Annotated in this window: 20 protein-coding genes; 11 read left to right on the top strand and 9 right to left on the bottom strand. The window is 67.4% G+C overall.

Annotation, left to right across the window (positions count from 1 at the left end; genetic code table 11):
- The first annotated feature begins 197 nt into the window (after positions 1-197).
- A complete protein-coding gene (locus BLT59_RS11090; RefSeq protein ID WP_244513942.1) occupies positions 198-704 on the top strand; it encodes a retropepsin-like aspartic protease family protein in 507 nt (168 codons plus the stop codon).
- A 390-nt stretch (positions 705-1,094) separates the two neighbouring features.
- The gene (locus tag BLT59_RS11085) at positions 1,095-2,312 is read left to right on the top strand and encodes a glycosyltransferase (RefSeq protein WP_244513941.1); all 1,218 of its coding nucleotides are present in this window, start codon (positions 1,095-1,097) and stop codon (positions 2,310-2,312) included.
- 56 nt (positions 2,313-2,368) lie between these two features.
- Here BLT59_RS11085 and BLT59_RS11080 read toward each other — a convergent pair whose 3' ends face one another.
- The 4 genes from BLT59_RS11080 to BLT59_RS11065 all read right to left on the bottom strand — a co-directional run bounded on the left by BLT59_RS11080 (position 2,369) and on the right by BLT59_RS11065 (position 8,356).
- A complete protein-coding gene (locus tag BLT59_RS11080; protein WP_091779408.1) occupies positions 2,369-3,628 on the bottom strand; it encodes an adenylate/guanylate cyclase domain-containing protein in 1,260 nt (419 codons plus the stop codon).
- A gap of 76 nt (positions 3,629-3,704) precedes the next feature.
- Positions 3,705-5,687, bottom strand: a complete 1,983-nt coding sequence (rpoD, locus tag BLT59_RS11075; protein ID WP_091779406.1) for an RNA polymerase sigma factor RpoD — start codon at positions 5,685-5,687, stop codon at positions 3,705-3,707.
- A 198-nt stretch (positions 5,688-5,885) separates the two neighbouring features.
- Positions 5,886-7,775: a DNA primase gene (dnaG, locus tag BLT59_RS11070; RefSeq protein ID WP_091779403.1), complete on the bottom strand. Its 1,890-nt coding sequence runs from the start codon at positions 7,773-7,775 to the stop codon at positions 5,886-5,888.
- A 119-nt stretch (positions 7,776-7,894) separates the two neighbouring features.
- Complete coding sequence (locus BLT59_RS11065) at positions 7,895-8,356, bottom strand: GatB/YqeY domain-containing protein (protein WP_091779401.1); 462 nt, start codon at positions 8,354-8,356, stop codon at positions 7,895-7,897.
- Positions 8,357-8,567: 211 nt separating this feature from the next.
- Here BLT59_RS11065 and carA point away from each other — a divergent pair, with 211 nt between their 5' ends.
- Both carA and BLT59_RS11055 read left to right on the top strand, forming a co-directional pair.
- Complete coding sequence (carA, locus tag BLT59_RS11060; RefSeq protein ID WP_091779399.1) at positions 8,568-9,800, top strand: glutamine-hydrolyzing carbamoyl-phosphate synthase small subunit; 1,233 nt, start codon at positions 8,568-8,570, stop codon at positions 9,798-9,800.
- A gap of 271 nt (positions 9,801-10,071) precedes the next feature.
- Positions 10,072-10,449 carry a hypothetical protein gene (locus BLT59_RS11055; RefSeq protein ID WP_091779397.1) on the top strand — a complete coding sequence of 126 codons (378 nt, stop codon included), beginning with the start codon at positions 10,072-10,074 and terminating at the stop codon, positions 10,447-10,449.
- Positions 10,450-10,480: 31 nt separating this feature from the next.
- Here the strand turns inward: BLT59_RS11055 and BLT59_RS11050 are convergent, their stop codons facing one another.
- On the bottom strand, positions 10,481-10,915 hold the full coding sequence (locus BLT59_RS11050) for a pseudoazurin (RefSeq protein ID WP_091779395.1): 435 nt from the start codon (positions 10,913-10,915) through the stop codon (positions 10,481-10,483).
- A gap of 308 nt (positions 10,916-11,223) precedes the next feature.
- Between BLT59_RS11050 and carB the strand changes: the two genes are divergently transcribed.
- From carB to BLT59_RS11015, 7 genes are all read left to right on the top strand, one after another.
- Positions 11,224-14,697 carry a carbamoyl-phosphate synthase large subunit gene (gene carB / locus BLT59_RS11045; RefSeq protein WP_091779393.1) on the top strand — a complete coding sequence of 1,158 codons (3,474 nt, stop codon included), beginning with the start codon at positions 11,224-11,226 and terminating at the stop codon, positions 14,695-14,697.
- A 90-nt stretch (positions 14,698-14,787) separates the two neighbouring features.
- Positions 14,788-15,264, top strand: a complete 477-nt coding sequence (greA, locus tag BLT59_RS11040; protein WP_175544000.1) for a transcription elongation factor GreA — start codon at positions 14,788-14,790, stop codon at positions 15,262-15,264.
- Positions 15,265-15,267: 3 nt separating this feature from the next.
- The gene (locus BLT59_RS11035) at positions 15,268-15,768 is read left to right on the top strand and encodes a hypothetical protein (protein ID WP_091779391.1); all 501 of its coding nucleotides are present in this window, start codon (positions 15,268-15,270) and stop codon (positions 15,766-15,768) included.
- 51 nt (positions 15,769-15,819) lie between these two features.
- On the top strand, positions 15,820-16,869 hold the full coding sequence (locus BLT59_RS11030) for a mitochondrial fission ELM1 family protein (protein ID WP_091779389.1): 1,050 nt from the start codon (positions 15,820-15,822) through the stop codon (positions 16,867-16,869).
- A gap of 14 nt (positions 16,870-16,883) precedes the next feature.
- The gene (gene trxB / locus BLT59_RS11025; protein WP_091779387.1) at positions 16,884-17,861 is read left to right on the top strand and encodes a thioredoxin-disulfide reductase; all 978 of its coding nucleotides are present in this window, start codon (positions 16,884-16,886) and stop codon (positions 17,859-17,861) included.
- 264 nt (positions 17,862-18,125) lie between these two features.
- Entirely contained in the window at positions 18,126-19,016 is an 891-nt protein-coding gene (locus BLT59_RS11020) for a LysR family transcriptional regulator (protein ID WP_091779385.1), read from the top strand.
- Positions 19,017-19,058: 42 nt separating this feature from the next.
- Positions 19,059-19,319, top strand: a complete 261-nt coding sequence (locus BLT59_RS11015) for a YARHG domain-containing protein (RefSeq protein ID WP_091779383.1) — start codon at positions 19,059-19,061, stop codon at positions 19,317-19,319.
- 117 nt (positions 19,320-19,436) lie between these two features.
- Here the strand turns inward: BLT59_RS11015 and msrP are convergent, their stop codons facing one another.
- From msrP to BLT59_RS10995, 4 genes are all read right to left on the bottom strand, one after another.
- Positions 19,437-20,390, bottom strand: a complete 954-nt coding sequence (gene msrP / locus BLT59_RS11010; protein ID WP_091779380.1) for a protein-methionine-sulfoxide reductase catalytic subunit MsrP — start codon at positions 20,388-20,390, stop codon at positions 19,437-19,439.
- A 161-nt stretch (positions 20,391-20,551) separates the two neighbouring features.
- On the bottom strand, positions 20,552-22,306 hold the full coding sequence (locus BLT59_RS11005; RefSeq protein ID WP_175543994.1) for an AMP-binding protein: 1,755 nt from the start codon (positions 22,304-22,306) through the stop codon (positions 20,552-20,554).
- Positions 22,307-22,405: 99 nt separating this feature from the next.
- On the bottom strand, positions 22,406-23,134 hold the full coding sequence (locus BLT59_RS11000; RefSeq protein ID WP_091779378.1) for a hypothetical protein: 729 nt from the start codon (positions 23,132-23,134) through the stop codon (positions 22,406-22,408).
- A 40-nt stretch (positions 23,135-23,174) separates the two neighbouring features.
- On the bottom strand, positions 23,175-24,686 hold the full coding sequence (locus tag BLT59_RS10995; RefSeq protein WP_091779376.1) for a leucyl aminopeptidase: 1,512 nt from the start codon (positions 24,684-24,686) through the stop codon (positions 23,175-23,177).
- Positions 24,687-24,819: the final 133 nt, after the last annotated feature.

Here is a 24,819-nt window from a genome sequence, read left to right as displayed (position 1 = left end):
GTCGTCCGGGCTGCACCGGTCAACCCCGATGCTGGCCGACGGCCCCCGCAGGCCGGACATTCGCCGGTCGCAGTCACCGCTCGGATACCAAGCCGCGCGAAATCCGATTGACGCGGCAGAGTGAAGCCGCAGGCAGCACCGACCCTTCACAGATCCCCGGTCAAAGCAGGTACGATCCTTCGGGCGGAGTGGGACCCGTGCGCACATTCGTGGTCGTCTGCACGATCGGCTTCCTGTCTGCCACGGCGTTCCAGAAGTTGCGGGAGCGGGCGCATCCGGTGACGGAGCCGCCCGTCCTGCCCGCGGCGTCGGTTCCGGTCGTCGACGGTGCCGTGGCGGGCGTCGCACTTCAGTCCGGCCGCAACGGCCACTTCTTCGTCAATGCCCTGATGGACGGCCGCACCCTGCCGATGATGGTCGATACCGGCGCGAGTTCCTGCGCGTTCTCGGAGGAAGATGCCGAGCGGATCGGGATCCGGCTCGCGCCCGGCGACTTCACACGCGTGTGGAACACCGCAAACGGGACCGTACAGGTTGCACCGATCCGGATCGCCGTGATGCAGGTCGGATCGATCACCGTGCGTGATGTCGAGGCCGTGGTAATCCCGCGGGGACGCCTGGCAACAAGCCTGCTCGGCATGTCGTTCCTGAAGCGCCTGCGCGATTTCAGCGTCAGCGGCGGGACGATGACGCTGCGGGGCTGAAAGCGCTCCGGGCCTGTTCGGACCGGCGATCCGACACGTCCCTGCCAAGCCGGCTTGAACCCGTTGGGCGGACCCGATCCGCTCTCCGGCCGCGGCCAATGCGCCGGTCCCATCGCCGATGCTGAAGGCTTCGAGATGCCGTCGATGATCGGCTATCGAATAAAGCGCGTCACTGGTCGATTGATATAAATTTCGAGCGTATATATTTCCTAAGTGACAAATTTTGGAACAGGTCTATACAATTTTCCCAGCGTGCGCACCCTGCATTTATCTTCAACTTTTGGTCGTGCCGACAATAAATGCTCCGTTTTGCGAGTTCCGTCTGTTTGCGATAAAGGAGGTATGAGGCGTCTTTCTGTATCGTCAACGTGCGTCAAGGCAAATTTGATTATGAATAACTATGGTCAAAAGATCTGCTTGGCGATGATAGTGAAGAACGAGGCGCACGTTATTCGGCGGTGTCTGGACTCTGTTCGGCCGATTATCGATCATTGGATTGTCGTCGATACGGGATCAACCGATGGGACGCAGGATCTCGTCCGTGCGGTGATGGCAGATCTGCCCGGTCAACTGGTGGAGCGGCCATGGGTCGACTTCGCATTCAATCGGACCGAGGCGTTGCGACTCGCGCGGCCGTACGCCCACTATTCGCTCATCATCGACGCCGATGACGAGCTCATCATTCCGGAACAATTCGCGATGCCGCACCTTCGCCATGCGGCCTATGCCTTTACGATAATCGATACGGAGAATAACTATACGCGTCGACAGCTGATCGACAATTCCAGGACGTGGGAATACGTCGGTGTGATCCACGAATTCCTGCACTGCACCGGGCAGGCCGATCAGTCGGTCATGCCGCTGTCGATCCGTCGCGGCCATGACGGGGCACGTCGACGCGACAATGAAACCGCATCGCGTGACATCGCCCTCCTTGAAAAGGCGCTTTTGTCGGAGAAGCATCCATTCCTGCGTGCCAGGTACACATTCTACTTGGCAGATTACTATCATAGTAATGAAAGAGAGCGGGAAGCGCTTGATCTTTATCTGAAGCGGGCTGACCTCGGGCATGGGGACGAGGAGATATACAAGAGTCTCATCAGTGCGGCCAGCATACGCGAAACCTTGGGTGCGCCACCGGATCGTGTCCTGGAGCTTTACGATCGGGCGATACGGATCCTCCCCGAACGGGCTGAAGCACGGCACAGAGCGAGCCGCTATTGCAGGCACAAAAAGGACTTCCGCACTGGATTTCACTATGCCGAGGCCGGTCTCTCGCTTCAGCTGCCTGCTGAAGGGATCGATCTCGAGCCTTGGGTTTATGTCTTCGGGTTACGGCAGGAATTCTCGATCCATGCCTACTATACAAACCAGCATCGAGCCTGTCTGTTCACATGCCTGGAGATACTCGCTCAGTCCGGGGTGCCCGACGAGGTCCGAACACAGACCGGCGACCTAGCCAAGGCAGCGCTCGGCAAGATGATCGAACCCGTCTGGGGTTGTCAGCAAGCCGCCTACAGCGCGGAGTTCGTCCTCGATTGGCTGCGCCGAGATTGTGCGCGTCATGCCGCCCTCTCGGCGCAGTTCCAGGTGGCTCCGACGAGATGACCCTGCATCCTTGCATGCAGCGGCGGGCCCAATCATCAGGCCGCTGCAACCCTGCCTCAGTTTGACTTGCGCGGGCGCAGGAACTTCGGCCGGAACACCGCCATGGGTTCGTCGAAACCGTTGAGCAGGTGCTCGCCCAGCGGGATCGGATCCCCCCAGAGGAAATCCACGAACGGCTTCGACATCAGCAATGGCTCGCCGAGGGTGCGGTTGAGCTGTGCGATACGGCTCGCGAGGTTCACGTCGCGGCCGATCACCGTGAAGTCGAGCCGGGAACCGGAGCCAACATTGCCGTAGGCGGCCTCGCCGTGGTGGAGGGCAATGCCAGCGGCGACTGGCACGGGGAACTGGTGGAGGGCGTTTGCCTCGTCGAGGGCCGCCAGGGCGAGCTGAGCCGCGGTCAGGGCACCCTTGGCGGCACCGCCGAGATCGTCGCCCGATTCGCGGAAGATCGCCAGCAGGCCGTCGCCGAGATATTTCAGGACCTCGCCGCCCTCCCGTTCGATCGGCGGCACGAGGCAGTCGAAGAACACGTTGAGGAGGCCTACGGCCTCCTCCGGGGTCATGTCGGCAGAGGTGCGGGTGTAGTCGCGCATGTCGGCGAACAGGATCGCCGATCGGATCCGGGTCACCTGTCCGCGGCGGATGTCCCCGGCCAGGATCGCCCGATGGGGCTCGTCGCCGACATAGAGCCGCAGCACGTGGTCGAGCTGTTTGTTGAGGACGCGCATCTCCATCACGGCGGCCAACGCCGGCATGACGAAGCGCAGGATCGCGATGTCGTCGTCCCGGAAGCCCGCGGGGGCCCGGGTGGCGAAGGTGATGCCGTTCTGGGTGCCGTTCGTGAAGAACAGGGGCGCCACCACGTAATGGGTGTAGCCGCCGGCCTTCAGGTCCGGAACGATCGCGTAGGCGTCGTCCGGGGTCTCCGACAGGTCGAGGATCAGCCACTCGCCGGTCTCGTGAACCGTATGGAACGGGCTGTTGAGATAGGCATCCGTCGAGCGCGCGCCGTGCGGGAACAGCCGCACGGTGGTGCCGCCGTCCCGGGTCCAGATGCGGCCGACGCCGGCATATTCCGAATGCAGGGTGTCGATCGCCGTCGATGCCCGGTCGACGGGAACGCCGACCGCGATCAGGCGCTCCGCGAGGCCCGCGAGCATCTCCTCGGCGTTGGGCATCCGGGCGCCCTCTCCGAGCAACCAGTCGCGGATGCCGACGGAGGGTTGGAGCGCGCCGAAGGGCACGTCGTCGGCCTCCGAGCCGTCCGCGAAGGCCGTCGGGGATCCGGGCGTTGGCGGGCGGCGTTCGAGCATGGCGCCAGATTGGATGCCGCGCAGCGCCGAGGCAACGCGGTCGGTGGGGAAGCGCCGCGTGATCCGCGGCGCAGGCTCAGTTGTCCAGGAAGCTTCTGAGCTTCCGGCTGCGCGAGGGGTGCTTCAGCTTCCGCAGTGCCTTCGCCTCGATCTGACGGATGCGCTCGCGGGTCACCGAGAATTGCTGGCCCACCTCCTCAAGGGTGTGGTCGGTGTTCATGCCGATGCCGAAGCGCATCCGCAGAACGCGCTCCTCGCGGGGCGTCAGCGACGCAAGAACCCGCGTGGTGGTCTCGCGCAGGTTCGACTGGATCGCGGCGTCGATCGGCAGGACGACGTTCTTGTCCTCGATGAAGTCGCCCAGGTGACTGTCCTCCTCGTCGCCGATCGGCGTCTCGAGGGAGATCGGCTCCTTGGCGATCTTCAGGACCTTGCGGACCTTCTCCAGCGGCATGGCCAGCTTCTCGGCCAGCTCCTCCGGTGTCGGCTCGCGGCCGATCTCGTGCAGCATCTGGCGCGAGGTGCGGACGATCTTATTGATCGTCTCGATCATGTGCACCGGGATGCGGATCGTGCGGGCTTGGTCGGCGATCGAGCGGGTGATCGCCTGCCGGATCCACCACGTGGCGTAGGTCGAGAACTTGTAGCCGCGCCGGTACTCGAACTTGTCCACGGCCTTCATCAGGCCGATGTTGCCCTCCTGGATCAGATCCAGGAACTGCAGGCCGCGGTTCGTGTACTTCTTGGCGATCGAGATCACGAGGCGCAGGTTCGCCTCGATCATCTCCTTCTTGGCCTGCCGAGCCTCGCGCTCGCCCTTCTGGACCATGTTGACGATGCGGCGGTACTCGCCGATCTCCAGGCCCGTCTCGGAAGCGAGATCGAGGATCTGCGCGCGCAGCTCCGCCACCTGCTTCGAGCCGCGCTCGACCAGGTTCTTCCAGCCCTTGCCGCCGAGCGTCCCGACGCGCTCCATCCAGTTCGGATCGAGCTCGTAGCCCTGGTAGTGGCGCAGGAACTCGTCGCGGGCCACGCCGTGGCTCTCGGCGAAGCGCATCAGCCGACCCTCGTGGCCGATCAGCTGCTTGTTGATCGAGTAGAGCTGGCCGACCAGCGCCTCGATGCGGTTGTTGTTCAGCGACAGGGACTTCACGTCGGCGACGACGATGTCCTTGAGCTCGCCCTGCTTCTGGTTCTGAGCCGGGGTGTTCTGCTCGCCGGCCGCCTTGCGCTCGGTGCCCTCGATCTGGAACTTGCGCAGCTTGCGGTAATTCGCGGCGATCGCGTCGAAGGTCTCCAGAACCCGCGGCTTGATCTCCGCTTCCATGGCGGCGAGCGAGACGTTGTTCTCGAGGTCGTCCTCGTCGTCGCCGCCCTCGGGCGGCGCAGGCGGCTCGGCATCGTCGCCGCCATCCTCGCCCTCGGCGATTTGCGGCGCGTTCTTGCCGTCGGGGCCTGCGTAAGTCGCCTCGAGATCGATGATGTCGCGCAGGAGGACCTTGCCCTCGACCAGCTCGTCCCGCCAGATAATGATGGCCTGGAAGGTCAGCGGGCTCTCGCAGAGACCCGCGATCATCGCCTCGCGTCCGGCCTCGATGCGCTTGGCGATGGCGATCTCGCCCTCGCGGGACAGGAGCTCCACCGAGCCCATCTCGCGCAGGTACATCCGCACCGGATCGTCGGTCCGGTCGGTCGGCTCCTTGGTGGTCGTGGCGACCGTGACGGCGCGGGCCGGAGCGACCTCGGCGACCTCGCCGCCCTCGGCCTCCTCTTCCTCGCCCTCTGCGGCCTTCTCGCCGGCGGCTTCGTCAGTCTCCTCGGCCTCGACGACGTTGATGCCCATCTCGGAGAGCTGCGACAGCACGTCCTCGAGCTGATCCGGATCGGACTGGCCCTCGGGCAGAACCTCGTTGACCTCTTCATAGGTCACGTAGCCGCGCTTCTTGGCGAGCTTGACCATCCGCTTGACCGAAGCATCCGTCAGGTCGAGGAGCGGCCCGTCGGTCTGCTGCTCGGGGGCAGCGTCCGTCTCGTCCCGTTCCGTTGCCTTCGTCGCCATGATCAGCCTATTGTTTCGCACGCGGCGCGTTGCGGAGGCCCCGATGAGGCCGGTCTACGCCGTCGGCGCCGCTGTATGAGATCGGCGCCGGATCGCTCCGGTCGCCTTGAGTCGTCGGTTTCCGTATGCAAGCCCGAGGCTTGACCGATTGTTAACTATGGCGGGACACCGCCCCCCGCCACCGCCATGACACAGGGATCACGCGGCCGTCGAGTCACTCGACACCGGTGCATCGGCCTCCGCCTCGGCGGCGATGACGGTTTCAAGCCTCGCCTTCACTTCGCAGAGCCATGCCCACCCGGCATCGGTCGGATCGTCCTCAAACGCCTGCCGTGCTTCGCGAAGTTCGCTATGTAGCGCTCCTGCCTGCCGGTGCAAGATCATCGCTTGTCGGAGCGCGTCTGCGCGGTGAGCGGGATCGGCATGCGGAGCCAGGGTTGTACGGTCCCGCGAGCGGGCCAGCGCGAGGATTCTCTCGGCCGCTGTAGCAAGTCCGGCGCGGTTGATGCGGTTCTGCAACACTTCCGGCGCCGTGTGCTCGTCCTCGGCCGCGCAGGCCAGCAGGACCGACAACAGCGCCCGGGCATCCGGATCCTCGAAATCTAGATCGGCGATCTCCTCGCCGAACTCTGCGAGCATTTCGGGATGGGCCAGCAGGCTGCCGACGATCACTGCCTCGCGCACCGAGGCGGCGCCGGTGAACCCTGCGGAGGCCGTGACCGACGGACTGGGGCTGCCGGTGATGCGCGGCGAGACGGGCTCGCCGGGCCGGGTGAAGCGCTGGCGACCGCGCTGGCCCCCCCCGGCGGCGCGGGCGCCGCGGGGCGACAGGCCGCGCAGGCGCTCCTCGATGTCGTCGCGATAGTAGCGGCGCACGGTCTCGTCGCGGATCGTCGCGACGGTCGTGCGCAGCGTCTGCGTCAGGCCGGCGCGCCGCTCAGGCGTGTCGACCGGTCCTGATTCGAGGGCGCGCCGCCATAGCAGTTCCGAGAGGGGAAGCGCCGCCGTCAGGACCTGGTCGATGGCCGTGGGGCCTCCCGAACGCAGGAGGTCGTCGGGATCCTGGCCGCCCGGCAGCAGCGCGATTCGGAGCGAGCGACCCGGTTCCAGGAGCGGCAGCGCGATGTCCAGGGCGCGGAAAGCCGCCCGCTGGCCGGCCTTGTCGCCGTCGAAGCACAGGATCGGCTCGTCGGCATGGCGCCAGAGCAGGCCGAGCTGGTCCTCCGTCAGGGCGGTGCCGAGGGGCGCGACCGTCTCGGGATGGCCGGCGAGCGTCATGGCGATGACGTCGACATAACCCTCGACCGCGATGATCGAACCGCGGTCGTGGGCGGCCTTGCGGGCGCCGTGCAGATTGTAGAGCGTGCGGCCCTTGTGGAAGAGCGGCGTCTCGGGGGAGTTCAGGTACTTGGCACGCACCTCCTTGGCGAGCGCCCGCCCGCCGAAGGCCACGACCCGGCCGCGGGTGTCGGTGATGGGGAACATCACCCGGTCGCGGAAATAGTCGTACGGGACCGAGACGCCCTCCCCGGCCGCGAGCAGGCCGAGTTCGACCATCAGCGCCTTGTCGACCCCCTGCCCGGCCAGGTGGTCGCGCAGGGCGTAGCGCTCATTCGGCGCGTAGCCCAGGCGGAAGGCCCGCTGCGTCTCGTCCTTGAGCCCACGGCGTTCGAGATAGGCGCGGGCTTCGCCGCCCTGGCCCGCCCGCAGCCGATCCTCGAACCAACGGGCCGCCATCTCCATGACCTCGATGGCCCCGGCGCGCTTCTGCTCGCTGGCGCGGTTGTCCTCGGTAGGCGCCGGAAGGCTGACGCCGGCCTCGCTCGCCAGCCGCTCGACCGCCTCGGGGAAGCTGAGGCCCTCCGTCTCCATGAGGAAGGTGAAGATGTCGCCGTGCTTGGAGGATGAGAAGCAATGGTAGAACTGCTTCTGGTCGTTCACGTAGAAGGACGGCGTCTTCTCGGCGTTGAACGGCGACAGGCCGCGCCATTCGCGGCCGGCCTTCTTGAGCTGAACGCGCCGCCCGACCACGGAGGAGGCCGGCAGCCGGGCACGGATCTCTTCCAGAATGTGGGGAGGATAGCGCACGGGGCCTGGGAGGGTTTGCGGGGCCGCCGATTATAGCGCGCCGAACACCGCAGAGTCCTGATCGTTGTCCCCGCCGCATCCCGGATCGGGGATTGCGGGGACAGCGTCAGCGCGTTTGCTCACCCCTTCACGGCGAGCGCCGCCTTCACCAGCCCGCTCGCCTTGCCGAAATCCATCCGGCCGGCATAGGCGCCCTTCAAGGCGGCGATCACCTTGCCCATGTCCTTCGGCCCGGCGGCGCCGGTCTCCGCGATCGCCGCATCGATCGCCGCCTGCGTCTCGGCCTCGTCCATCTGCTGCGGCAGGAAGCTCTCGATGATGGCGATCTCGGCGCGCTCGTTGGCGGCGAGTTCCGGACGGCCGCCCTGCTCGTAGACGTTGGCCGATTCGGTGCGCTGTTTGATCATCTTCTGGAGCAGCGACAGGATCTCGTCGTCGGAGATCGGGTCCTTGCCGTTGCCCCGGGCCTCGATGTCCCGGTCCTTCAGGGCGGCCTGGATCATCCGGACGGTCGCGAGCCGATCCTTGTCGCCGGCCTTCATGGCCTCCTTCATCTCGGTGGTGAGGCGCGCGCGCAGCATGGGGATGAACCTTCTCTCGGTCGAAACGGGGGCTGGCCTGCGAATTGCGGATCTGCCCTGTGATAAGCAGACGTTGAGCCCTGCGGGAGGCGGAGCCACATTGACCCCATCGCGGGCCGCTCGCTAAGAGCGCCGCACACGATCATGCCGCAAGCCGAGAGCGCCGCAATCCGGCGCCCGCCTTCGGCCGGACATAAGCGAGACTCAGCCCATGCTGCAAGACGCCACCGCGCACGCCCCCGAGCTCCGGGCGCCCGAGCCGTGGGCCGAGCCGGTCGCGACGGCCCTGCTGGTTCTGGCCGATGGCACCATCCTGGAGGGCTTCGGAATCGGCCAGACTGGGGTGGCCGACGGCGAGGTCTGCTTCAACACGGCGATGACCGGCTATCAGGAGATCCTGACCGATCCGTCCTATGCAGGCCAGATCGTCACCTTCACCTTCCCGCATATCGGCAATGTCGGCACCAACGACGAGGATCTGGAGAGCCTGGAGGCGGCGCCGGCCTCGGGTGTCCGCGGTGCCGTCCTCGCCTCGGCGGTGACGAAGCCGTCGAACTGGCGCTCGTCGTCGCATCTCGACGGCTGGCTCAAGGCCCGCGGCATCGTCGGCATCACGGGCGTCGACACGCGGGCGCTGACCGCCCGCATCCGCGATCAGGGCATGCCGAACGCGGTGATCGCCAACGATCCCGAGGGCCAGTTCGACCGCGAGGCCCTGAAGGCCCGCGCGGCCGCGCTCGCGCCCATGGAGGGGCTCGACTTGGTGCCGCCGGTGACCAGCCGGGCGCCGTCGGAATGGTCGGAGACCGTATGGGCCCTCGGCGACGGCTACGGCAAGCGCGCGCCCGGCGGAGGCCTGAAGGTCGTGGCCATCGATTACGGCGTGAAGCGCAACATCCTGCGGCTGCTCGCCCAGGCGGGCTGCGACGTCACCGTGGTGCCGGCCACTACGACGGCCGAGGAGATCCTGGCGCTGAAGCCGGACGGCGTGTTCCTGTCCAACGGCCCTGGTGATCCGGCCGCCACCGGCACCTATGCGGTCCCGGTGATCCGCAAGCTGCTGGACGAGAAGGTGCCGACTTTCGGTATCTGCCTCGGCCACCAGCTCATGGGTCTCGCCCTCGGGGGACGGACCGTGAAGATGGGCCAGGGCCATCACGGCGCGAACCATCCTGTGAAGGACAAGACCACCGGAAAGGTCGAGATCGTCTCGATGAATCACGGCTTCGCGGTGGATCCCGATAGCCTGCCGGAGACGGCCGTGGAGACCCACGTCTCCCTGTTCGACGGCTCGAATTGCGGCCTGACCCTGACCGACCGCCCGGCCTTCTCGGTGCAGCACCATCCGGAGGCCTCTCCCGGTCCGCGCGACAGCCACTACCTGTTCGAGCGTTTCGTGACGCTGATGCGTTCAGGGGAGCCGGAGGCGACCAAGGACGCCTGATTGCGCTGCAGGTCGGGGCGCCCGTGGTCGATACGGCACTCCGTGATCGCGAGCGCAGCGAAGTGACCCAGGGCAGCTCACGGTCGTGAGGCCCGATGCCGCCCTGGTTTGGTTCGCTGCGCTGGCAGGAACGGTCGGGTTCCGATCCCAATCGAGCCCCGCCAGGGCCATAAAATCCGCAGAATCTGACGGCTAATGGTCACCCACGACGGCCCGTGAACGGCAGCGCATCCGCGCTCTTCGACGGCGGCCCGTCGCAGGGGATTGCCGGATGACCATCGACGAGGCGCGCGACGATTTCTCCCGCCTGCACCGCAGCTTTACCTTCCATCTCGGCGTCGCCGCGGGCCTGTCCTGGCTGACCGCCCTCTATGCCTCCGTTCATGCCCCCTGGGTGCGCAACATCCGGGCTTTGATTGATCCGACCGATGGCCTCGACCGCGTCGAAAGCACGGTGTCCTACCTGTTCGCCATGCCGGCGGTCCTGGCCCTCGCCTGGGTCTCCGTGTATTTCGGCCGCGAGGCGCTGCGCCGCGCGCAGACGCTCTCGAACGTCGCCGTCGAGTTCGCGGCCGCCGCCGTCGTCGCCTTCGGCATGTTCTACCTCTCGATCGACCGGGCGGTCGCGGCGCTCTACGCCGGATTCTGAGACGGGGCGGCCCGCGACCACCCCGCCGGCGTTACTGCACCTTCTCGAACAGCGGCTCGAATCGCTTGGCGGCCAGCTTGTTCTGCTGGACCGCCTTCGCCGTCTCCAGGTTGTCGGGCTTGTCACCTACCTGGACGAGACCGACCATGCCCATGATGTAATGCGGCGCGCACTTGATGCCGTAGAGGCCGGGCTTGTCGAAGGTTACGGTCTCCTCCTTGCCGACCACCGTCTTGAACGGCGCCGCCCCGTCGGGAGCCATGCCCTTGATCAGCTCGGCATTGTGTCCCTTGTCGGTCGGCACGAACCGGATCGTGTCGCCGGGCTGAATTTTCACGTAGGAAGGATCGAAGACCATCATCCCGCCCGGACCGCTATTCAGGGTCTTGATGGCAATTTCTGCGGCGTTCACGTCGATGATCGAGCCGATCAGAAGCATTGCGGCGAGTGATGCAAACTTGATCATCTTCAGTCTCGAATAAGTATGAGGTCAATCGACGGATCTGCCGATCGCCGGAGCCTTATGGGCCGCCCCGTCGTGCGGCAAGATATCGATCGATTTCTACGAGACTTTATAAATACTCCAGTTTGACGAGCCGGCACCGCATCCATGCGTCGGGCGCGCGGCCAGGTTGCACGGTTGTCCCGGCCTTCCAATGCGCTCGTCGCCCGTGTAAACGCGGGGCTCAACGACAATCCCGCCACGCGCGTCCGGGAGCAGGGCTTCGATTGAGCCGTGCCCGATCGGGCGCGCTTGGCCTGAGAAGGCCGCAGATGCCCAAGCGCACCGACATCTCCTCCATCCTGATCATTGGTGCGGGTCCGATCATCATCGGACAGGCCTGCGAGTTCGACTATTCCGGCACCCAGGCCTGCAAGGCGCTCCGCGAGGAGGGTTACCGGATCGTTCTGGTGAACTCGAACCCCGCGACCATCATGACCGACCCGGACATGGCGGACGCGACCTATGTCGAGCCGATCACCCCCGAGATCGTCGCCAAGATCATCGAGAAGGAGCGTCCCGACGCGATCCTCCCCACGATGGGCGGCCAGACGGCGCTGAATTGCGCCCTGTCGCTGCAGAAGATGGGCGTGCTGGCCAAGTACGGTGTGCAGATGATCGGCGCGACGGCCGAGGCCATCGACAAGGCCGAGGACCGGAGCCTGTTCCGCGACGCCATGACCAAGATCGGGCTCGACACCCCGAAATCGGCCCTGGCCAACGCCTCGGCGGCCAAGAAGGCCGACCGTCAGGCCTATCTGGCCGAGATCGCCAGGATCGAGGCGGCCAACGCCGATCCGGCGGCGCGCCAGGCGGCGCTGGCGGCGTACGAGAAGAGCTGGGCCGCGGGCGAGACCGAGCGGCGCAAGCGCTATGGCGAGCACGCGATCGGTCAGGCCCTGATGGCGCTGGCCGAGGTCGGCCTGCCGGCGATCATCCGCCCGTCCTTCACCATGGGCGGCACCGGCGGCGGCATTGCCTACAACCGCGAGGAGTTCCTCGACATCGTCGAGCGCGGTATCGACGCGTCCCCGACCAACGAGGTGCTGATCGAGGAGAGCGTGCTCGGCTGGAAAGAGTACGAGATGGAGGTCGTCCGCGACAGGAACGACAACTGCATCATCGTCTGCTCCATCGAGAACATCGACCCGATGGGCGTGCACACGGGTGATTCGATCACCGTCGCCCCGGCGTTGACGCTGACCGACAAGGAATACCAGGTGATGCGCGACGCATCGCTGGCGGTGCTCCGCGAGATCGGCGTCGAGACCGGCGGCTCGAACGTGCAATTCGCGATCAACCCGGAGAACGGGCGCATGATCGTGATCGAGATGAACCCGCGCGTGTCGCGCTCCTCGGCGCTCGCCTCGAAGGCCACCGGCTTCCCGATCGCCAAGGTGGCGGCGAAGCTCGCGGTCGGCTACACGCTCGACGAGATCGCCAACGACATCACCGGCGGCGCGACGCCGGCCTCGTTCGAGCCGACGATCGACTATGTCGTCACGAAGATCCCCCGCTTCGCCTTCGAGAAATTCCCCGGCGCCGAGCCGACGCTGACCACCGCGATGAAGTCGGTGGGCGAGGCTATGGCGATTGGCCGCTGCTTCGCCGAGTCGCTGCAGAAGGCGCTCCGCTCGCTGGAGACCGGGCTGACTGGCCTCGACGACATCGAAATCGAGGGGCTCGGCAAGGGCGACGACCACAACGCCATCAAGGCCGCCATCGGCACCCCGACCCCGGACCGGCTCCTCAAGGTCGCGCAGGCCCTGCGCCTCGGAGTCAGCCACGAGCAGATCTACGCCTCCTGCAAGATCGATCCGTGGTTCCTGGAGCAGCTTCAGGCGATCATCGACTTGGAGAACCGGGTGAGGGCCCACGGCCTGCCGAAGACGGCAGGCGCCTTCCGCCAGCTGAAGGCCGCCGGATTTTCGGATGCCCGCCTCGCGGTGCTGGCCAAGACCGACGAGGCCGCCGTGAGCGCGGCCCGCCGGGTGCTCGCCGTGCGTCCGGTCTTCAAGCGGATCGACACCTGTGCGGCGGAGTTCAAGTCGCCGACCGCCTACATGTACTCCACCTACGTGGCGCCCTTCGCCGGCACGGTTGCCGACGAGGCGTTCCCGAGCGACCGCAAGAAGGTCATCATCCTCGGCGGCGGCCCGAACCGGATCGGTCAGGGCATCGAGTTCGACTATTGCTGCTGCCACGCCTGCTTCGCGCTGTCGGACGCGGGCTACGAGACCATCATGGTCAACTGCAACCCGGAGACGGTCTCGACCGACTACGACACCTCGGACCGGCTCTATTTCGAGCCGCTGACCGCCGAGGACGTGCTGGAGATCATCGAGACCGAGCGGCAGGCCGGCACCCTGCACGGGGTGATCGTGCAGTTCGGCGGCCAGACGCCGCTGAAGCTCGCCCGCGCCCTTGAGGCCGCCGGCGTGCCGATCCTCGGCACCTCGCCCGACGCCATCGACCTCGCCGAGGACCGCGACCAGTTCAAGCGGCTCCTCGACAAGCTCGCGATGAAGCAGCCGAAGAACGGCATCGCCTACTCGGTGGAGCAGAGCCGCTTGGTCGCGGCCGATCTCGGCCTGCCCTTCGTGGTGCGCCCGAGCTACGTGCTCGGCGGCCGCGCCATGGCGATCATCCGCGATGAGACGCAGTTCGCCGATTACCTCCTCGACACGCTGCCGAGCCTGATCCCCTCCGAGGTCAAGGCTCGCTACCCGAACGACAAGACCGGCCAGATCAACACGGTGCTGGGCAAGAACCCGCTCCTGTTCGACCGCTACCTCTCGGACGCCGTCGAGGTCGACGTCGACGCGGTTTGCGACGGCAAGGACGTGTTCATCGCCGGCATCATGGAGCACATCGAGGAGGCCGGCATCCATTCCGGCGACTCGGCCTGCTCGCTGCCGCCGCGCTCCCTGTCGCCCGAGACCGTGGACGATCTGGAGCGCCAGACCAAGGCCATGGCGCTGGCGCTGAACGTCGTCGGCCTGATGAACGTCCAGTACGCCATCAAGGACGGGGTCATCTACGTGCTGGAGGTGAACCCGCGGGCGTCGCGCACCGTGCCGTTCGTCGCCAAGGTCATCGGCGAGCCGATCGCCAAGATCGCGGCGCGGATCATGGCGGGCGAGCCGCTCTCGGCCTTCGGCTTGAAGCCGAAGACGCTGCCGCACATCGCCGTGAAGGAAGCGGTCTTCCCCTTCGCGCGCTTCCCCGGCGTCGACGTGCTGCTCGGCCCGGAGATGCGCTCCACCGGCGAGGTGATCGGGCTCGATACCAGCTTCGGCGTGGCCTTCGCCAAGAGCCAGCTCGGCTCGGGCACGCAGGTGCCGAAGGCGGGCGCCGTGTTCGTCTCCGTGCGGGACGCCGACAAGGCCCGCATCCTGCCGACCATGAAGCTGCTGTCCGATCTCGGCTTCACCATCCTGGCGACCGGCGGCACGCAGCGCTATCTCGTCGAGAACGGCGTTCCGGCCGAGCGGATCAACAAGGTTCTCGAAGGCCGGCCGCACGTGGTCGACGCGATCAAGAATGGCGGGATCCATCTCGTGCTGAACACCACCGAGGGGGCCGGCGCCCTGTCGGACTCGCGCTCGCTCCGGCGCGCGGCCCTCTTGCATAAGGTGCCGTATTACACCACTCTAGCCGGCGCGATGGCCGCGGCCGAGGGGATCAAGGCCTATCTAGAAGGCGATCTCAAGGTCCGTGCCTTGCAGGAATACTTCGCAGCCTGAACCTCAGGGTTCCGCTGACTTCATTTCGTGGCCCGGAGGGAGTGCTACACTCTCGGCCGGGCCTCTTCATTGTGGCGCGAGACGATGGCGATAGACAAGGTTCCGATCACGGTGCGCGGGCTCGCAGCCCTCGAAGAGGAGCTGAAGCACCGTCAGCAGGTGGAGCGCCAGCGCATCATCCAGGCCATCGCGGAAGCCCGCGCGCTAGGCGACCTGTCGGAGAACGCCGAGTATCACGCCGCCAAGGAAGCGCAGTCGCACAACGAGGGCCGCGTCCTCGAGCTGGAGAGCATGATCGCGCGGGCCGAAGTGATCGACGTCTCGAAGCTCTCGGGCGACAAGATCAAGTTCGGCGCCACCGTGAAGCTCGTTGACGAGGACACGGAGGAGACGAAGACCTACCAGATCGTCGGCGAGCCGGAGGCCGACGTGCGGTCCGGCCGCGTCTCAATCACCTCGCCGATCGCCCGCGCGCTGATCGGCAAGGGTGTCGGCGACACGGTCGAGGTCACGACGCCGGGCGGCGGAAAGTCCTACGAGGTCGTCGCCGTCCAGTACGGCGCCTGAGCCATGCGCCCGCGTTTCTGGGGCCGGCTCGCCGGCCTCCTCCTCGGCGCCGTCGCCGGATCCGCGACGGCGAGCGATTTTCCCGCGACGCCGTTCTTCTCCGACATCCGCGTCGATGTCCGGCCGCTTCTCGATAAGGGCGGGGGCCTCCAGGCCGAGGCGCTGGCGGCCGACCTGACGGAGGCTCTCCGGAAGAACTTCGCCGGCCGGATCGGCGGTCGCGGGCCGCGCCTCGTCGTGGTGGTGAGCAGCCTGTCGCTGCGGCCCTATACCGGCAGCGGCGCTCGGCCGGGCTTAGGCGGCAACTTCCAGACGGATTACTTGGAGGGCGAGGCGCTGCTTGTCGGACCAAGGGGCCAGGTCCTCGGTCGGCACCCGCAGATGACCGCGACGCCGTCGAGCTATGGAGGTGCGTGGTACGATTCGCAGTTCGAGCAGCGCCGACTGGCCGCCATTGCAGACATCTATGCCCAATGGCTCGCCCGCGATCTGCCGCGGGATTAGAGAGAGGCCGCCTGCCCCGGCCGGCGGTGCGGGGCGTTTCCGGTGAGGAGCATGGCAAGCATCGACATGTCGGAGGCGCAGACCGCGCCGCTGAGCCGCCCGGACCCGCGGCATCAGCACCTGCCCGAACTCGCCCGCGCCCGCGCCTGGATCGTCACTGACGGAAAGGCCGGCGACGAGAATCAATGTGTCGGCATCGCCGAGACCTTGGGCCTCGCCTACGAGATCCGCCAGGTACCGGCCTCGGGGCCGTTCGGCTGGATGGCGCCCTGGGGACCGATTGATCCCCGCGAGGGGCCGCGCCGCCGCGCCGGCGCTTTGTCGGGCCCCTATCCCGATATCCTGATCGCCTCCGGGCGGCGATCCGTCCCGTACCTGCGGGCGGTGCGGCGCGCCACGGGCGGCCGGACCTTCACGGCGTTCCTCAAGGATCCGCGCACCGGCGCGGACAGCGCCGACTTCATCTGGGTGCCGGATTACGACGATCTGCGCGGACCCAACGTCTTCACCACGCTGACGGCGCCGCACCTGGTGACCGCGGCACGCCTGGCGCAGGCCCGAGCCCGCCCGGATCCACGCCTCGCGCGTCTCGACGGGCCACGGGTGGCGGTCCTGGTCGGCGGCGACAGCCGACACCTGAGCTATCGCAAGACCGACATGAATCGCCTCGTGGAGGATCTGCGCGGGCTCGCCGCGCAGGGCTGCCGGCTGATGGTGACGATCTCCCGCCGGACGCCGAACCCGCTCCGGGACGCCGTGAGGGCGCTCGCGTCCGACACCGGCGGCTTTCTCTGGGACGGCACCGGCGACAATCCCTACGTCGCCATGCTGGCCCTCGCCGAGGCAATCGTCGTCACCTCCGATTCGGCCAACATGGTGAGCGAGGCCGTGTCCACCGGCGCGCCGGTCCTGCTGTTCGACCTGCCGCGCACCTATATCCGGCATCGACGAATGTTCGCCGGGCTGGCGATTGCCGGAGCCCTGCGGCCGTTCACCGGTCAGTTGGCGGATCTGACGTACAAGCCGATCGACGCGACGCCGGTGATCGCGCAAGCGCTCGCCGACGCATATGCTGCGCGCCGCGCAGCCGGACCGGCCTGAGGAGACCGAGATAGATGGCCCACACCCACGCCAAGCTCGTAATCATCGGCTCAGGACCGGCGGGCTACACGGCGGCGATCTACGCGGCCCGCGCCATGGTCGAGCCGCTGCTGATCTCCGGCTTCCAGCCCGGCGGGCAGCTGATGATCACCACGGATGTCGAGAACTACCCGGGCTTCGCCGAGGCCATCCAGGGCCCCTGGCTGATGGAGCAGATGCGCCTCCAGGCCGAGCATGTCGGCACGCGGATCGTCTCGGAATACATCACGAAGGTCGACCTCAAACAGCGGCCGTTCCGCCTTGAGGCCGATTCCGGCGAGACCTATTCCTGCGATGCTCTGATCATAGCCACCGGCGCCCAGGCCAAGTGGCTCGGCATTCCCTCCGAGGCGGCCTTCCAGGGCGGCGGTGTCTCGGCCTGCGCCACCTGCGACGGGTTCTTCTTCCGTGGCAAGGAGGTCGTGGTGGTCGGCGGCGGGAACACCGCGGTCGAAGAGGCCCTGTACCTTGCCAACATCGCCAGCAAGGTGACGGTGGTCCACCGCCGCGACAGCTTCCGCGCCGAGCGGATCCTGCAGGAGCGCCTGTTCAAGCACCCGAATGTCGAGGTGCTCTGGCACCGGGAGATCGCCGAGATCTGCGGCGTGCAGAAGCCGGCGCCGAACGTGACCCATGTCCGCCTCAAGGATCCGCGCTCGGGCGAGATCAGCGAGGTGAAGGCCGACGGCGTATTCGTGGCGATCGGCCACCAGCCGGCGACCGCGATCTTCGAGGGGCAGCTGCCGATGCGCCATGGCGGCTACCTGACCGTGAGGCCCGGCACCACCGAGACCGAGATCCCGGGCGTGTTTGCGGCCGGCGATGTCACGGACGACGTCTACCGCCAGGCGATCACCGCCGCCGGCATGGGCTGCATGGCGGCGCTGGAAGCGGAGAAGTTCCTCGCCAATTTGGAGATCGGCGAGAGCCCGGTCCAGGCCGCAGCGGAATGACGACAGAGCAGGCTCTCGCGCGCAGCGCTGGGGCCGGCTCATCATTTCAACAACTTCCCGCCTCTTCCGCTTGCGCAGAACCATGCGCCGTGTGCATAGGAGTGCTGACTGCGCCGGGATGCACCGATTGCATGCCCGCGCGGTGCCGCGAGCGGTCATCCGTGCGTCGGCGCCGCGCAGTTCGCCCGGTGATCTGCCGTCCGCTTCGTGCCCGCCGTATTGCCGGGTGCGACCCGCGGGCGCGCGCTGGTAGGGGTTCACGCCTTGGACTGGGACAAGATCCGGATCTTCCTCAACGTCGCTGAGGCGGGGAGCTTCACCAAGGCGGGTGACGATATCGGGCTCAGCCAATCGGCAGTGAGTCGCCAGATCAGCGCCCTGGAGCGCGAGTTGAAGGCGCCGCTGTTCCACCGCCATGCCCGTGGCCTGCTGCTGACCGAGCAGGGCGATCTGCTGTTTCGTGCCGCCCGGGACATGAAGCTGCGCCTGGAGAATACCCGCGCCCGGCTTGTGGAGACCTCCGAGCGCCCGACCGGTGATCTTAAGGTCACTACCACTGTCGGGCTCGGCACATCCTGGCTGTCGCAGCGGGTGGGCGAGTTCCTCGACCTCTACCCGGATGTGCGCATCGAGCTGATTCTCACCAACGAGGAACTCGATCTCGCCATGCGCGAGGCCGATGTGGCGATCCGCATGCGTCGGCCAGCCCAGCCGGACCTGATCCAGCGGCGGCTCTTCACCGTGCACTACCACGCCTTCGCGAGCCCGGATTACGTGAAGCGCTTCGGCGAGCCCAAGACCATCGAGGAACTCGACGATCACCGCCTCGTCTCCTTCGGCGGCAATGAGCCCTCCTATCTGCTCGCCGCCCATTGGCTGGCCGATGCCGGCCGAGAGGGCCGCGACCGGCGCCAGGTCCACCTGACGGTGAACAACATCGGCGCCCTGCAGCGTGCGATGGAAGCCGGCGCCGGCATCGGCATCCTGCCCGATTACGCGGTGGATGGCGGCCAGCAGCTCGTGCAGGTGCTGCGCGAGACCGAGATGCCGAGCCTTGAGAGCTACCTCGTCTATGCCGAGGAGATGCGCTCGGTCGCCCGGGTCCAGGCGTTCCGCGATTTCCTCGTCTCGAAGGCGCAGCGCTGGACCTACTGAGCGTCAGATGCTTGATCTCGGCCTTCTCACGGAGACGACTCCATGCGTGCTGGCCTCTACGCTCTGATCCTCGTCGCCGGATCGACCGGTGCCATGGCGAATGACTGCGCGGAAGCTTGGTATCAGCGCAACCTGATCTACAAGCAGGCCGGATACTGCTTCAGCACGCCGCGGGCGATCCGGACCTTCGGCAATGCGGGTTGCCAGTACGACGCTATGGATCGGGTTCCGCTCTCACGCCAGGAGCAGTCGGCCGTGGCGGAACTGCAGGCTTTCGAGCGGACCCATGCCTGCCCGCGTTAGAGCGCGGTCCGCCGAATCCGATACAGGTCCGACCCAGGGACCTGAGTCGCGGCAGGCACTGGGAGCCACGCGCGAACCGGCGCGACTCCCGCGGCCGCGGCCGCGGCCGGGCAGTGCTCACACGAATAGGCGTTCGCCCTCAAGCCCCTTGTAGAGACCCGCAACCTGCTCGCCGTAGCCGTTGTAGATCAACGTCGGCACCCGCTGGTCGGTCCCGAGGACGCGCTCCGTCGCCTGGCTCCAGCGCGGATGCGGCACAGCCGGGTTCACGTTGGCCCAGAAGCCGTATTCGGAAGCCTGCAGCCCCTCCCAGAAGGTCTTCGGCCGGTCTGCGGTGAACGAGACCTTCACCAGCGACTTCGCCGATTTGAACCCGTATTTCCAAGGCACCGCGACACGGATCGGCGCCCCGAACTGGTTGGGCAGCGGCTTGCCGTAGATCCCCGTGACCATGAAGGCGAGGTCGTTGCCGGCCTCCGCGAGGGTCAGGCCCTCCGTGTAGGGCCAGGGATAGAAGAAGGCCCGCTGGCCGGGCGCCATCGCCTTGTCCATGAAGGTTTCGAAGCGGATGTACTTCGCGCCGCCGGTGGGCTTGGCGAGGGCCACGAGCTTCGCCAGCGGGAAGCCGGTCCAGGGCACCGCCATGGACCACGCCTCGACGCAGCGGTGCCGATAGAGCCTCTCCTCCAGGCCGACCTTCCGGATCAGGTCGTCGACGCCGATCTCGAACGGCTTCTCCACGAGACCGTCGATCTTCAGGGTCCAGGGCTGCGTCTTGAGGGCGTTGGCGGCCGGCAGAACCGTCTTCGACGTGCCGAATTCGTAGAAATTGTTGTAGTCGGCGCTGAAACGCTCCGGGGTCAGGGGCCTGTCGAGCGTATAGGCCGGGTTCCGCGGCGCCGGGTAGGACGCCTGGTCGCCCGTGGCCGCCCAGGCCGCGCGGCCGCCCAGGAGCGAGCCGGCCGCGAGCCCGGCCGCGCCGCCGATCAGGTTCCGCCGATTGAGGAAGACGGACTCCGGCGTCGCCAGATGCTCTGGAATCTCCCAACCGCGCTTGCGCCTGATCAACATGGCCGTCTCCTCGGATATCCCGCGCGCACAACCCACAGATCGGCCACGACCGACAGGGGTTCAAGCGCCGCAGCCTCACCTTTCGGCGACCGTCACAGCACGGTTACGCCGCCGACGAGCGGCACCCGGACGCAGGGAGGCGGGAGGCGATCGGCCGACGATCAGGCTGGCGGCGTCTCGTCCCGCAGCATCCGCCGCAGCACCTTGCCGACATTGGTCTTCGGAAGGGTCTCGTGGAGCACCACGCGGCGGGGCACCTTGTAGCCGGTGAGCTGAGTGCGCGCATGGACCCGCAGGGCATCGATGGAGACCGACGGATCCTTCAGGACGACATGGGCCACGACCATCTCGCCGGTCTCCTCGCTCGGGGCGCCGACCACCGCGCATTCGAGTACCGCCGGATGGCCCGCCAGAACGTCCTCGACCTCGTTGGGATAGACGTTGAAGCCGGAGACCAGGATCATGTCCTTCATCCGGTCGACGATCCGGATCTGGCCATCCGGCTGCAGGATCGCGACGTCGCCCGTCCGGAAGAACCCGTCCGGAGTCATGGCCCGGGCCGTCTCCTCCGGCCTGTTCCAGTAGCCGCGCATCACCTGCGGCCCGCGCACGCAGATCTCGCCTGGCTCTCCGACCGGGACTGGCCGACCGGAGAGATCGCGGATCGATACTTCGGTGGAGGGCAGCGGGTAGCCGATCGTGCCGGAGAAATCCTGCATCCCCCGCGGATTGACGCAGACGACCGGCGAGGTCTCGGACAGGCCGTAGCCCTCGATGATCGTGTTGCCGGTCAGCGCCTTCCAGCGCTCGGCCACGGCCCGCTGGACGGCCGTGCCGCCGCCGACCACGAAGTCGAGATTGGCGAAGTCGACGGTGCCGATCTTCGGGTGGTTGATGAGCACGTTGAACAGGGTGTTCACACCCATCAGGTGCGTGAAGCGGGTGCGGCTCAGCGTCCTCACCATGCCGTCACAATCGCGCGGATTGGGGATCAGGAGGCAGGATCCGCCGCTTCGCATGAACTGGAAGAAGCACGCGGTGAGTGCGAAGATGTGGTAGAGCGGCAGGGCCGTGACCACGCAGCGCGTGACGCTCGGATCCTTCGAGTTGAACCAGAGCTGCGACTGCTCGACATTCGCCATGATGTTGCGATGGCTCAGCATCGCCGCCTTGGCGATGCCGGTGGTCCCGCCGGTATATTGCAGGAAAGCGAGATCCTCCGGTTCGACCGGGACAGAGGCCCGCGGCATCGCCCGGCCCCGGCGCAGGACGGTGGCGAAGGGGACCGCGAGGCCGTCCGGCAACCGGAACGGCGGCACCGCCTTCCGGACGTGCCGACTGGCGAGAGTGATCACCTGCCCTTTGAGCCCAAGTCCATCGCCCGGTCCCACGAGGACGACCCGCTCCAGAGCCACCTCCGGTAGTGCCGCCGCGACCGTGGCGCCGAAATTCTCGAGGACAATCAGGATCCGCGCGCCGGAATCGTTGATCTGCTGCGCGCATTCCCGGGGCGTGTAGAGAGGGTTGGTGTTGACCACCGTCCCGCCGGCCAGGAGGATGCCGAAAATCGCCACCGCGTAGGCGGGGATGTTCGGCAGCATGATCGCGACGCGGTCGCCCTTCGCCAAGCCCTGCCCCTTCAGCCAGGCAGCGAAGTCGCGCGCCTGCTGACCGAGCGTCGCGTAGGTCATGGTCGAGCCGAAGCACAGCATCGCAGGCCGATCCGCGAAGGCCGCCATGCTGGATTCGAACAAGTCGACCAGGGTCCCGAGGCCTGCCACGTCGATCTCCGCCGGAACTCCGGGGGGGTAGGCGGTCAGCCAAGGTCGATCGGAGAACCCGTTGCCGGGCGCATCCGGCAACGGTCCGGCCGCAGCGGCTTGAGCGCCGTGCTCGATCACGTTCGCCTCATGCATCGCGATGCCTCCCGCGGGCCCGACTCTCGGTGGCCGAGTCCCGCAACGCCTGTCGCGACGACTCTGCGGGAACGGCGGCCGGCCCGCAAGGAGGCGGGCTCAGGCGACCGGACGATGCCTGCGCAATGTCGCCAGCACCGTGTGCGGCAGCGCGGCGGCGATCAGAAGAAGGGCGGCGAGGCCGGCCTCGTCCGGCCGCAGCGCCCGCTTCGGCCAGGGTCCGAATCCCAGATCGGCGGCGAGGCCGATGATAGCGGCGCCGAACCACAGGGTCAGGAAGGCGAGCGCGCCGAAGCCGATTCGGCGCAGGCTCGGCCGCAGCGGCCGATTTGCCGCGACCGCGAACAGTCCCAGGATGCCGCCGAACAGCAGGGCCGCCACGGCGGCACCGAGGCCATAGGCCAGCCAGAGCGGCTGGTGGGTGAGGAAGGCCATCCCGCCGGTTGCGAAGCCGCCGCGTAATATGATGCCGCCGAAGGTCGGATAGAGCCCGGCTGCGGCGAGTGCGGCCGCCCCGGCGAGGCCGAACACGGCCCGCCGCGTCACCGAGGCCGGTCCAGGCTCCGCCGCGACCCGCGCGAGATGTCCGACCCCGTAGATGAGGGCGAAGGCGAAGAGCGGGTAGCGGCCGATGAAGTAGCCGAAGATCCAGGGCTCCGCCGCCTCCGGCACGGCGGAGTGCTGGCTCACGCCGGTGGCGACCACGAGGGCGAGGACCGCCAGCATCGCGAGGATCGGCCCCGACGCAGCCAGAAGGCCGCCGCGGCCCCCGGGAGTTTGCGCGCCCGAGCGGGCCTGATCGGGCGCAGCGTAGGCTTGCGCGGCCATGCTCAGATGTCCCAGGACGGGTGCGGACCGCCGATGCGACCTACCGCGCCTCGTAATGGTCGCGGATCAGGCGGTCGAGGAGGCGCACGCCCCAGCCCGCGCCCCAGCTGCGGTTGATCTCGCTGGCGTTCGACGACATCGCCACCCCGGCAATATCGAGATGCGCCCACGGGACGTCCTCGACGTAGCGCTTGATGAACGAGGCCGCGGTAGCAGCGCCGCCGTGGCGGCCGCCGGTGTTCTTCATGTCTGCGAACTTGGAATCGATCGCCTTGTCGTAGGCGGGAATCAGCGGCATGCGCCAGACCTTCTCGCCGGTCGCCTCGCCGGCGGCGCTGATGTTGCCCGCCAGCGTGTCGTCGTTCGAGAACATCCCGGCGATGTCCTGGCCCAGTGCCACGATGATCGCGCCCGTCAGCGTCGCGAGGTCGACGATCGCCTTCGGCTTGGTGCTGCGGATGACGTGGGTGATCACGTCGGCCAGCACCAGCCGGCCCTCGGCGTCGGTGTTGATCACCTCGATGGTCTGCCCGGACATCGAGGTCAGGATGTCGGAGGGACGGTAGGACCCGCCGTCCGGCATGTTCTCCACGATGCCGATGGCACCCACCACGTTGCAGCGCGCCTTGCGCGCGGCGAGCGCGTGAAGGGCCCCGACGACCGCGGCCGCGCCGCCCATGTCGCCCTTCATGTCTTCCATGCCCCCGCCGGGCTTGATCGAGACGCCGCCGGAATCGAAGACGACGCCCTTGCCGATCAGGGCCACCGGCGGCTCGGCGGCGGGACCGCCGTTCCAGCGCATGATCACGATCCGCGGTTCCCGGGCCGAGCCCTGTGCCACGGCCAGCAGCGCGCCCATGCCGAGTTCCCGCATCCGGGCCGGCTCCAGGACCTCGATCTCGACGCCGAGCTTGGCAAGCTCGGACGCGCGCCGGGCGAATTCCTCCGGGAAGAGGACGTTCGGCGGCTCGTTCACGAGGTCGCGCGCCAGAATCACGCTGTCCGCGAGGCTGCGGGCGCCCTCGCCCGCGCGCGCTGCCGCTCCGTGATCGGCGAGCAGCAGGGTGAGCGCGGTGCCGGACTTGTCGTCGGCGTCGGGCTTCTTCTTGGTCTTGTAACGGTCGAACGTGTAGGTGCGCAGGCGCGAGCCGAGGGCGAAATCGCCGGCCTGCGCCGCCGTGACCGTGGTCCCCGGCCAGTCGAGAACGACCCGGGCGGTGCGCCCCGCGACCTTGCCGGCGGTGAAGCCGCCGAGCGCCGGCCAGTCGGTCTTGGCCTTGTCCTTGTCGGAGCCGAGACCCACGACCACGAGGCGGTCGGCGTTGATGCCGGACGGCGCCGGCAGGCTCAGGGCCGTCAGCGAGCGGCCCTTGAACTTCTCGGACGCCGCTGCGCGGGCCACGAGATCCGCCCCGGCGGCGCCCAGCGCCTCACGGGCCGCCGATCCGAGCGTCAGGTCGTCGCCGACGAAGACCACGAGATCGCCGGATCCACCCGGGCCGTGGCCGCCCTGCTCCAGGGGGCCGAAACCGATCTCGATACCGTCCGCCATACCCGTCGCCCTGCCCGTTATCCCGGAGCCGTACTACGCACCTGCGCTGCCGCGCCGGTCATCCGCCCTGTGTAGCCGCTGAGACGGAGAACGCAACGCGGCGCGTCAGCCCTGGAATCGCCCCTTTTGTCGG

This window comes from Methylobacterium sp. UNC378MF, from assembly GCF_900103195.1.
In the GTDB taxonomy this organism is placed as follows: Bacteria; Pseudomonadota; Alphaproteobacteria; order Rhizobiales; family Beijerinckiaceae; genus Methylobacterium.
Note: the sequence above shows the minus strand (reverse complement) of the source record. Positions and strands in the feature narration are given on the sequence as shown.

Excerpts from the sequence above, each read along its gene's own strand:
- BLT59_RS11000 (WP_091779378.1), bottom strand. The coding sequence starts at position 23,134 with ATGGCCGCGCAAGCCTACGCTGCGCCCGATCAGGCCCGCTCGGGCGCG.
- trxB (WP_091779387.1), top strand. The coding sequence starts at position 16,884 with ATGGCCCACACCCACGCCAAGCTCGTAATCATCGGCTCAGGACCGGCG.
- BLT59_RS11085 (WP_244513941.1), top strand. The coding sequence starts at position 1,095 with ATGAATAACTATGGTCAAAAGATCTGCTTGGCGATGATAGTGAAGAAC.
- carB (WP_091779393.1), top strand. The coding sequence starts at position 11,224 with ATGCCCAAGCGCACCGACATCTCCTCCATCCTGATCATTGGTGCGGGT.
- BLT59_RS11065 (WP_091779401.1), bottom strand. The coding sequence starts at position 8,356 with ATGCTGCGCGCGCGCCTCACCACCGAGATGAAGGAGGCCATGAAGGCC.
- BLT59_RS11005 (WP_175543994.1), bottom strand. The coding sequence starts at position 22,306 with ATGCATGAGGCGAACGTGATCGAGCACGGCGCTCAAGCCGCTGCGGCC.
- BLT59_RS11050 (WP_091779395.1), bottom strand. The coding sequence starts at position 10,915 with ATGATCAAGTTTGCATCACTCGCCGCAATGCTTCTGATCGGCTCGATC.
- BLT59_RS11030 (WP_091779389.1), top strand. The coding sequence starts at position 15,820 with ATGGCAAGCATCGACATGTCGGAGGCGCAGACCGCGCCGCTGAGCCGC.
- rpoD (WP_091779406.1), bottom strand. The coding sequence starts at position 5,687 with ATGGCGACGAAGGCAACGGAACGGGACGAGACGGACGCTGCCCCCGAG.
- BLT59_RS11035 (WP_091779391.1), top strand. The coding sequence starts at position 15,268 with ATGCGCCCGCGTTTCTGGGGCCGGCTCGCCGGCCTCCTCCTCGGCGCC.
- BLT59_RS11080 (WP_091779408.1), bottom strand. The coding sequence starts at position 3,628 with ATGCTCGAACGCCGCCCGCCAACGCCCGGATCCCCGACGGCCTTCGCG.
- BLT59_RS11055 (WP_091779397.1), top strand. The coding sequence starts at position 10,072 with ATGACCATCGACGAGGCGCGCGACGATTTCTCCCGCCTGCACCGCAGC.
- msrP (WP_091779380.1), bottom strand. The coding sequence starts at position 20,390 with ATGTTGATCAGGCGCAAGCGCGGTTGGGAGATTCCAGAGCATCTGGCG.
- BLT59_RS10995 (WP_091779376.1), bottom strand. The coding sequence starts at position 24,686 with ATGGCGGACGGTATCGAGATCGGTTTCGGCCCCCTGGAGCAGGGCGGC.
- BLT59_RS11015 (WP_091779383.1), top strand. The coding sequence starts at position 19,059 with ATGCGTGCTGGCCTCTACGCTCTGATCCTCGTCGCCGGATCGACCGGT.
- carA (WP_091779399.1), top strand. The coding sequence starts at position 8,568 with ATGCTGCAAGACGCCACCGCGCACGCCCCCGAGCTCCGGGCGCCCGAG.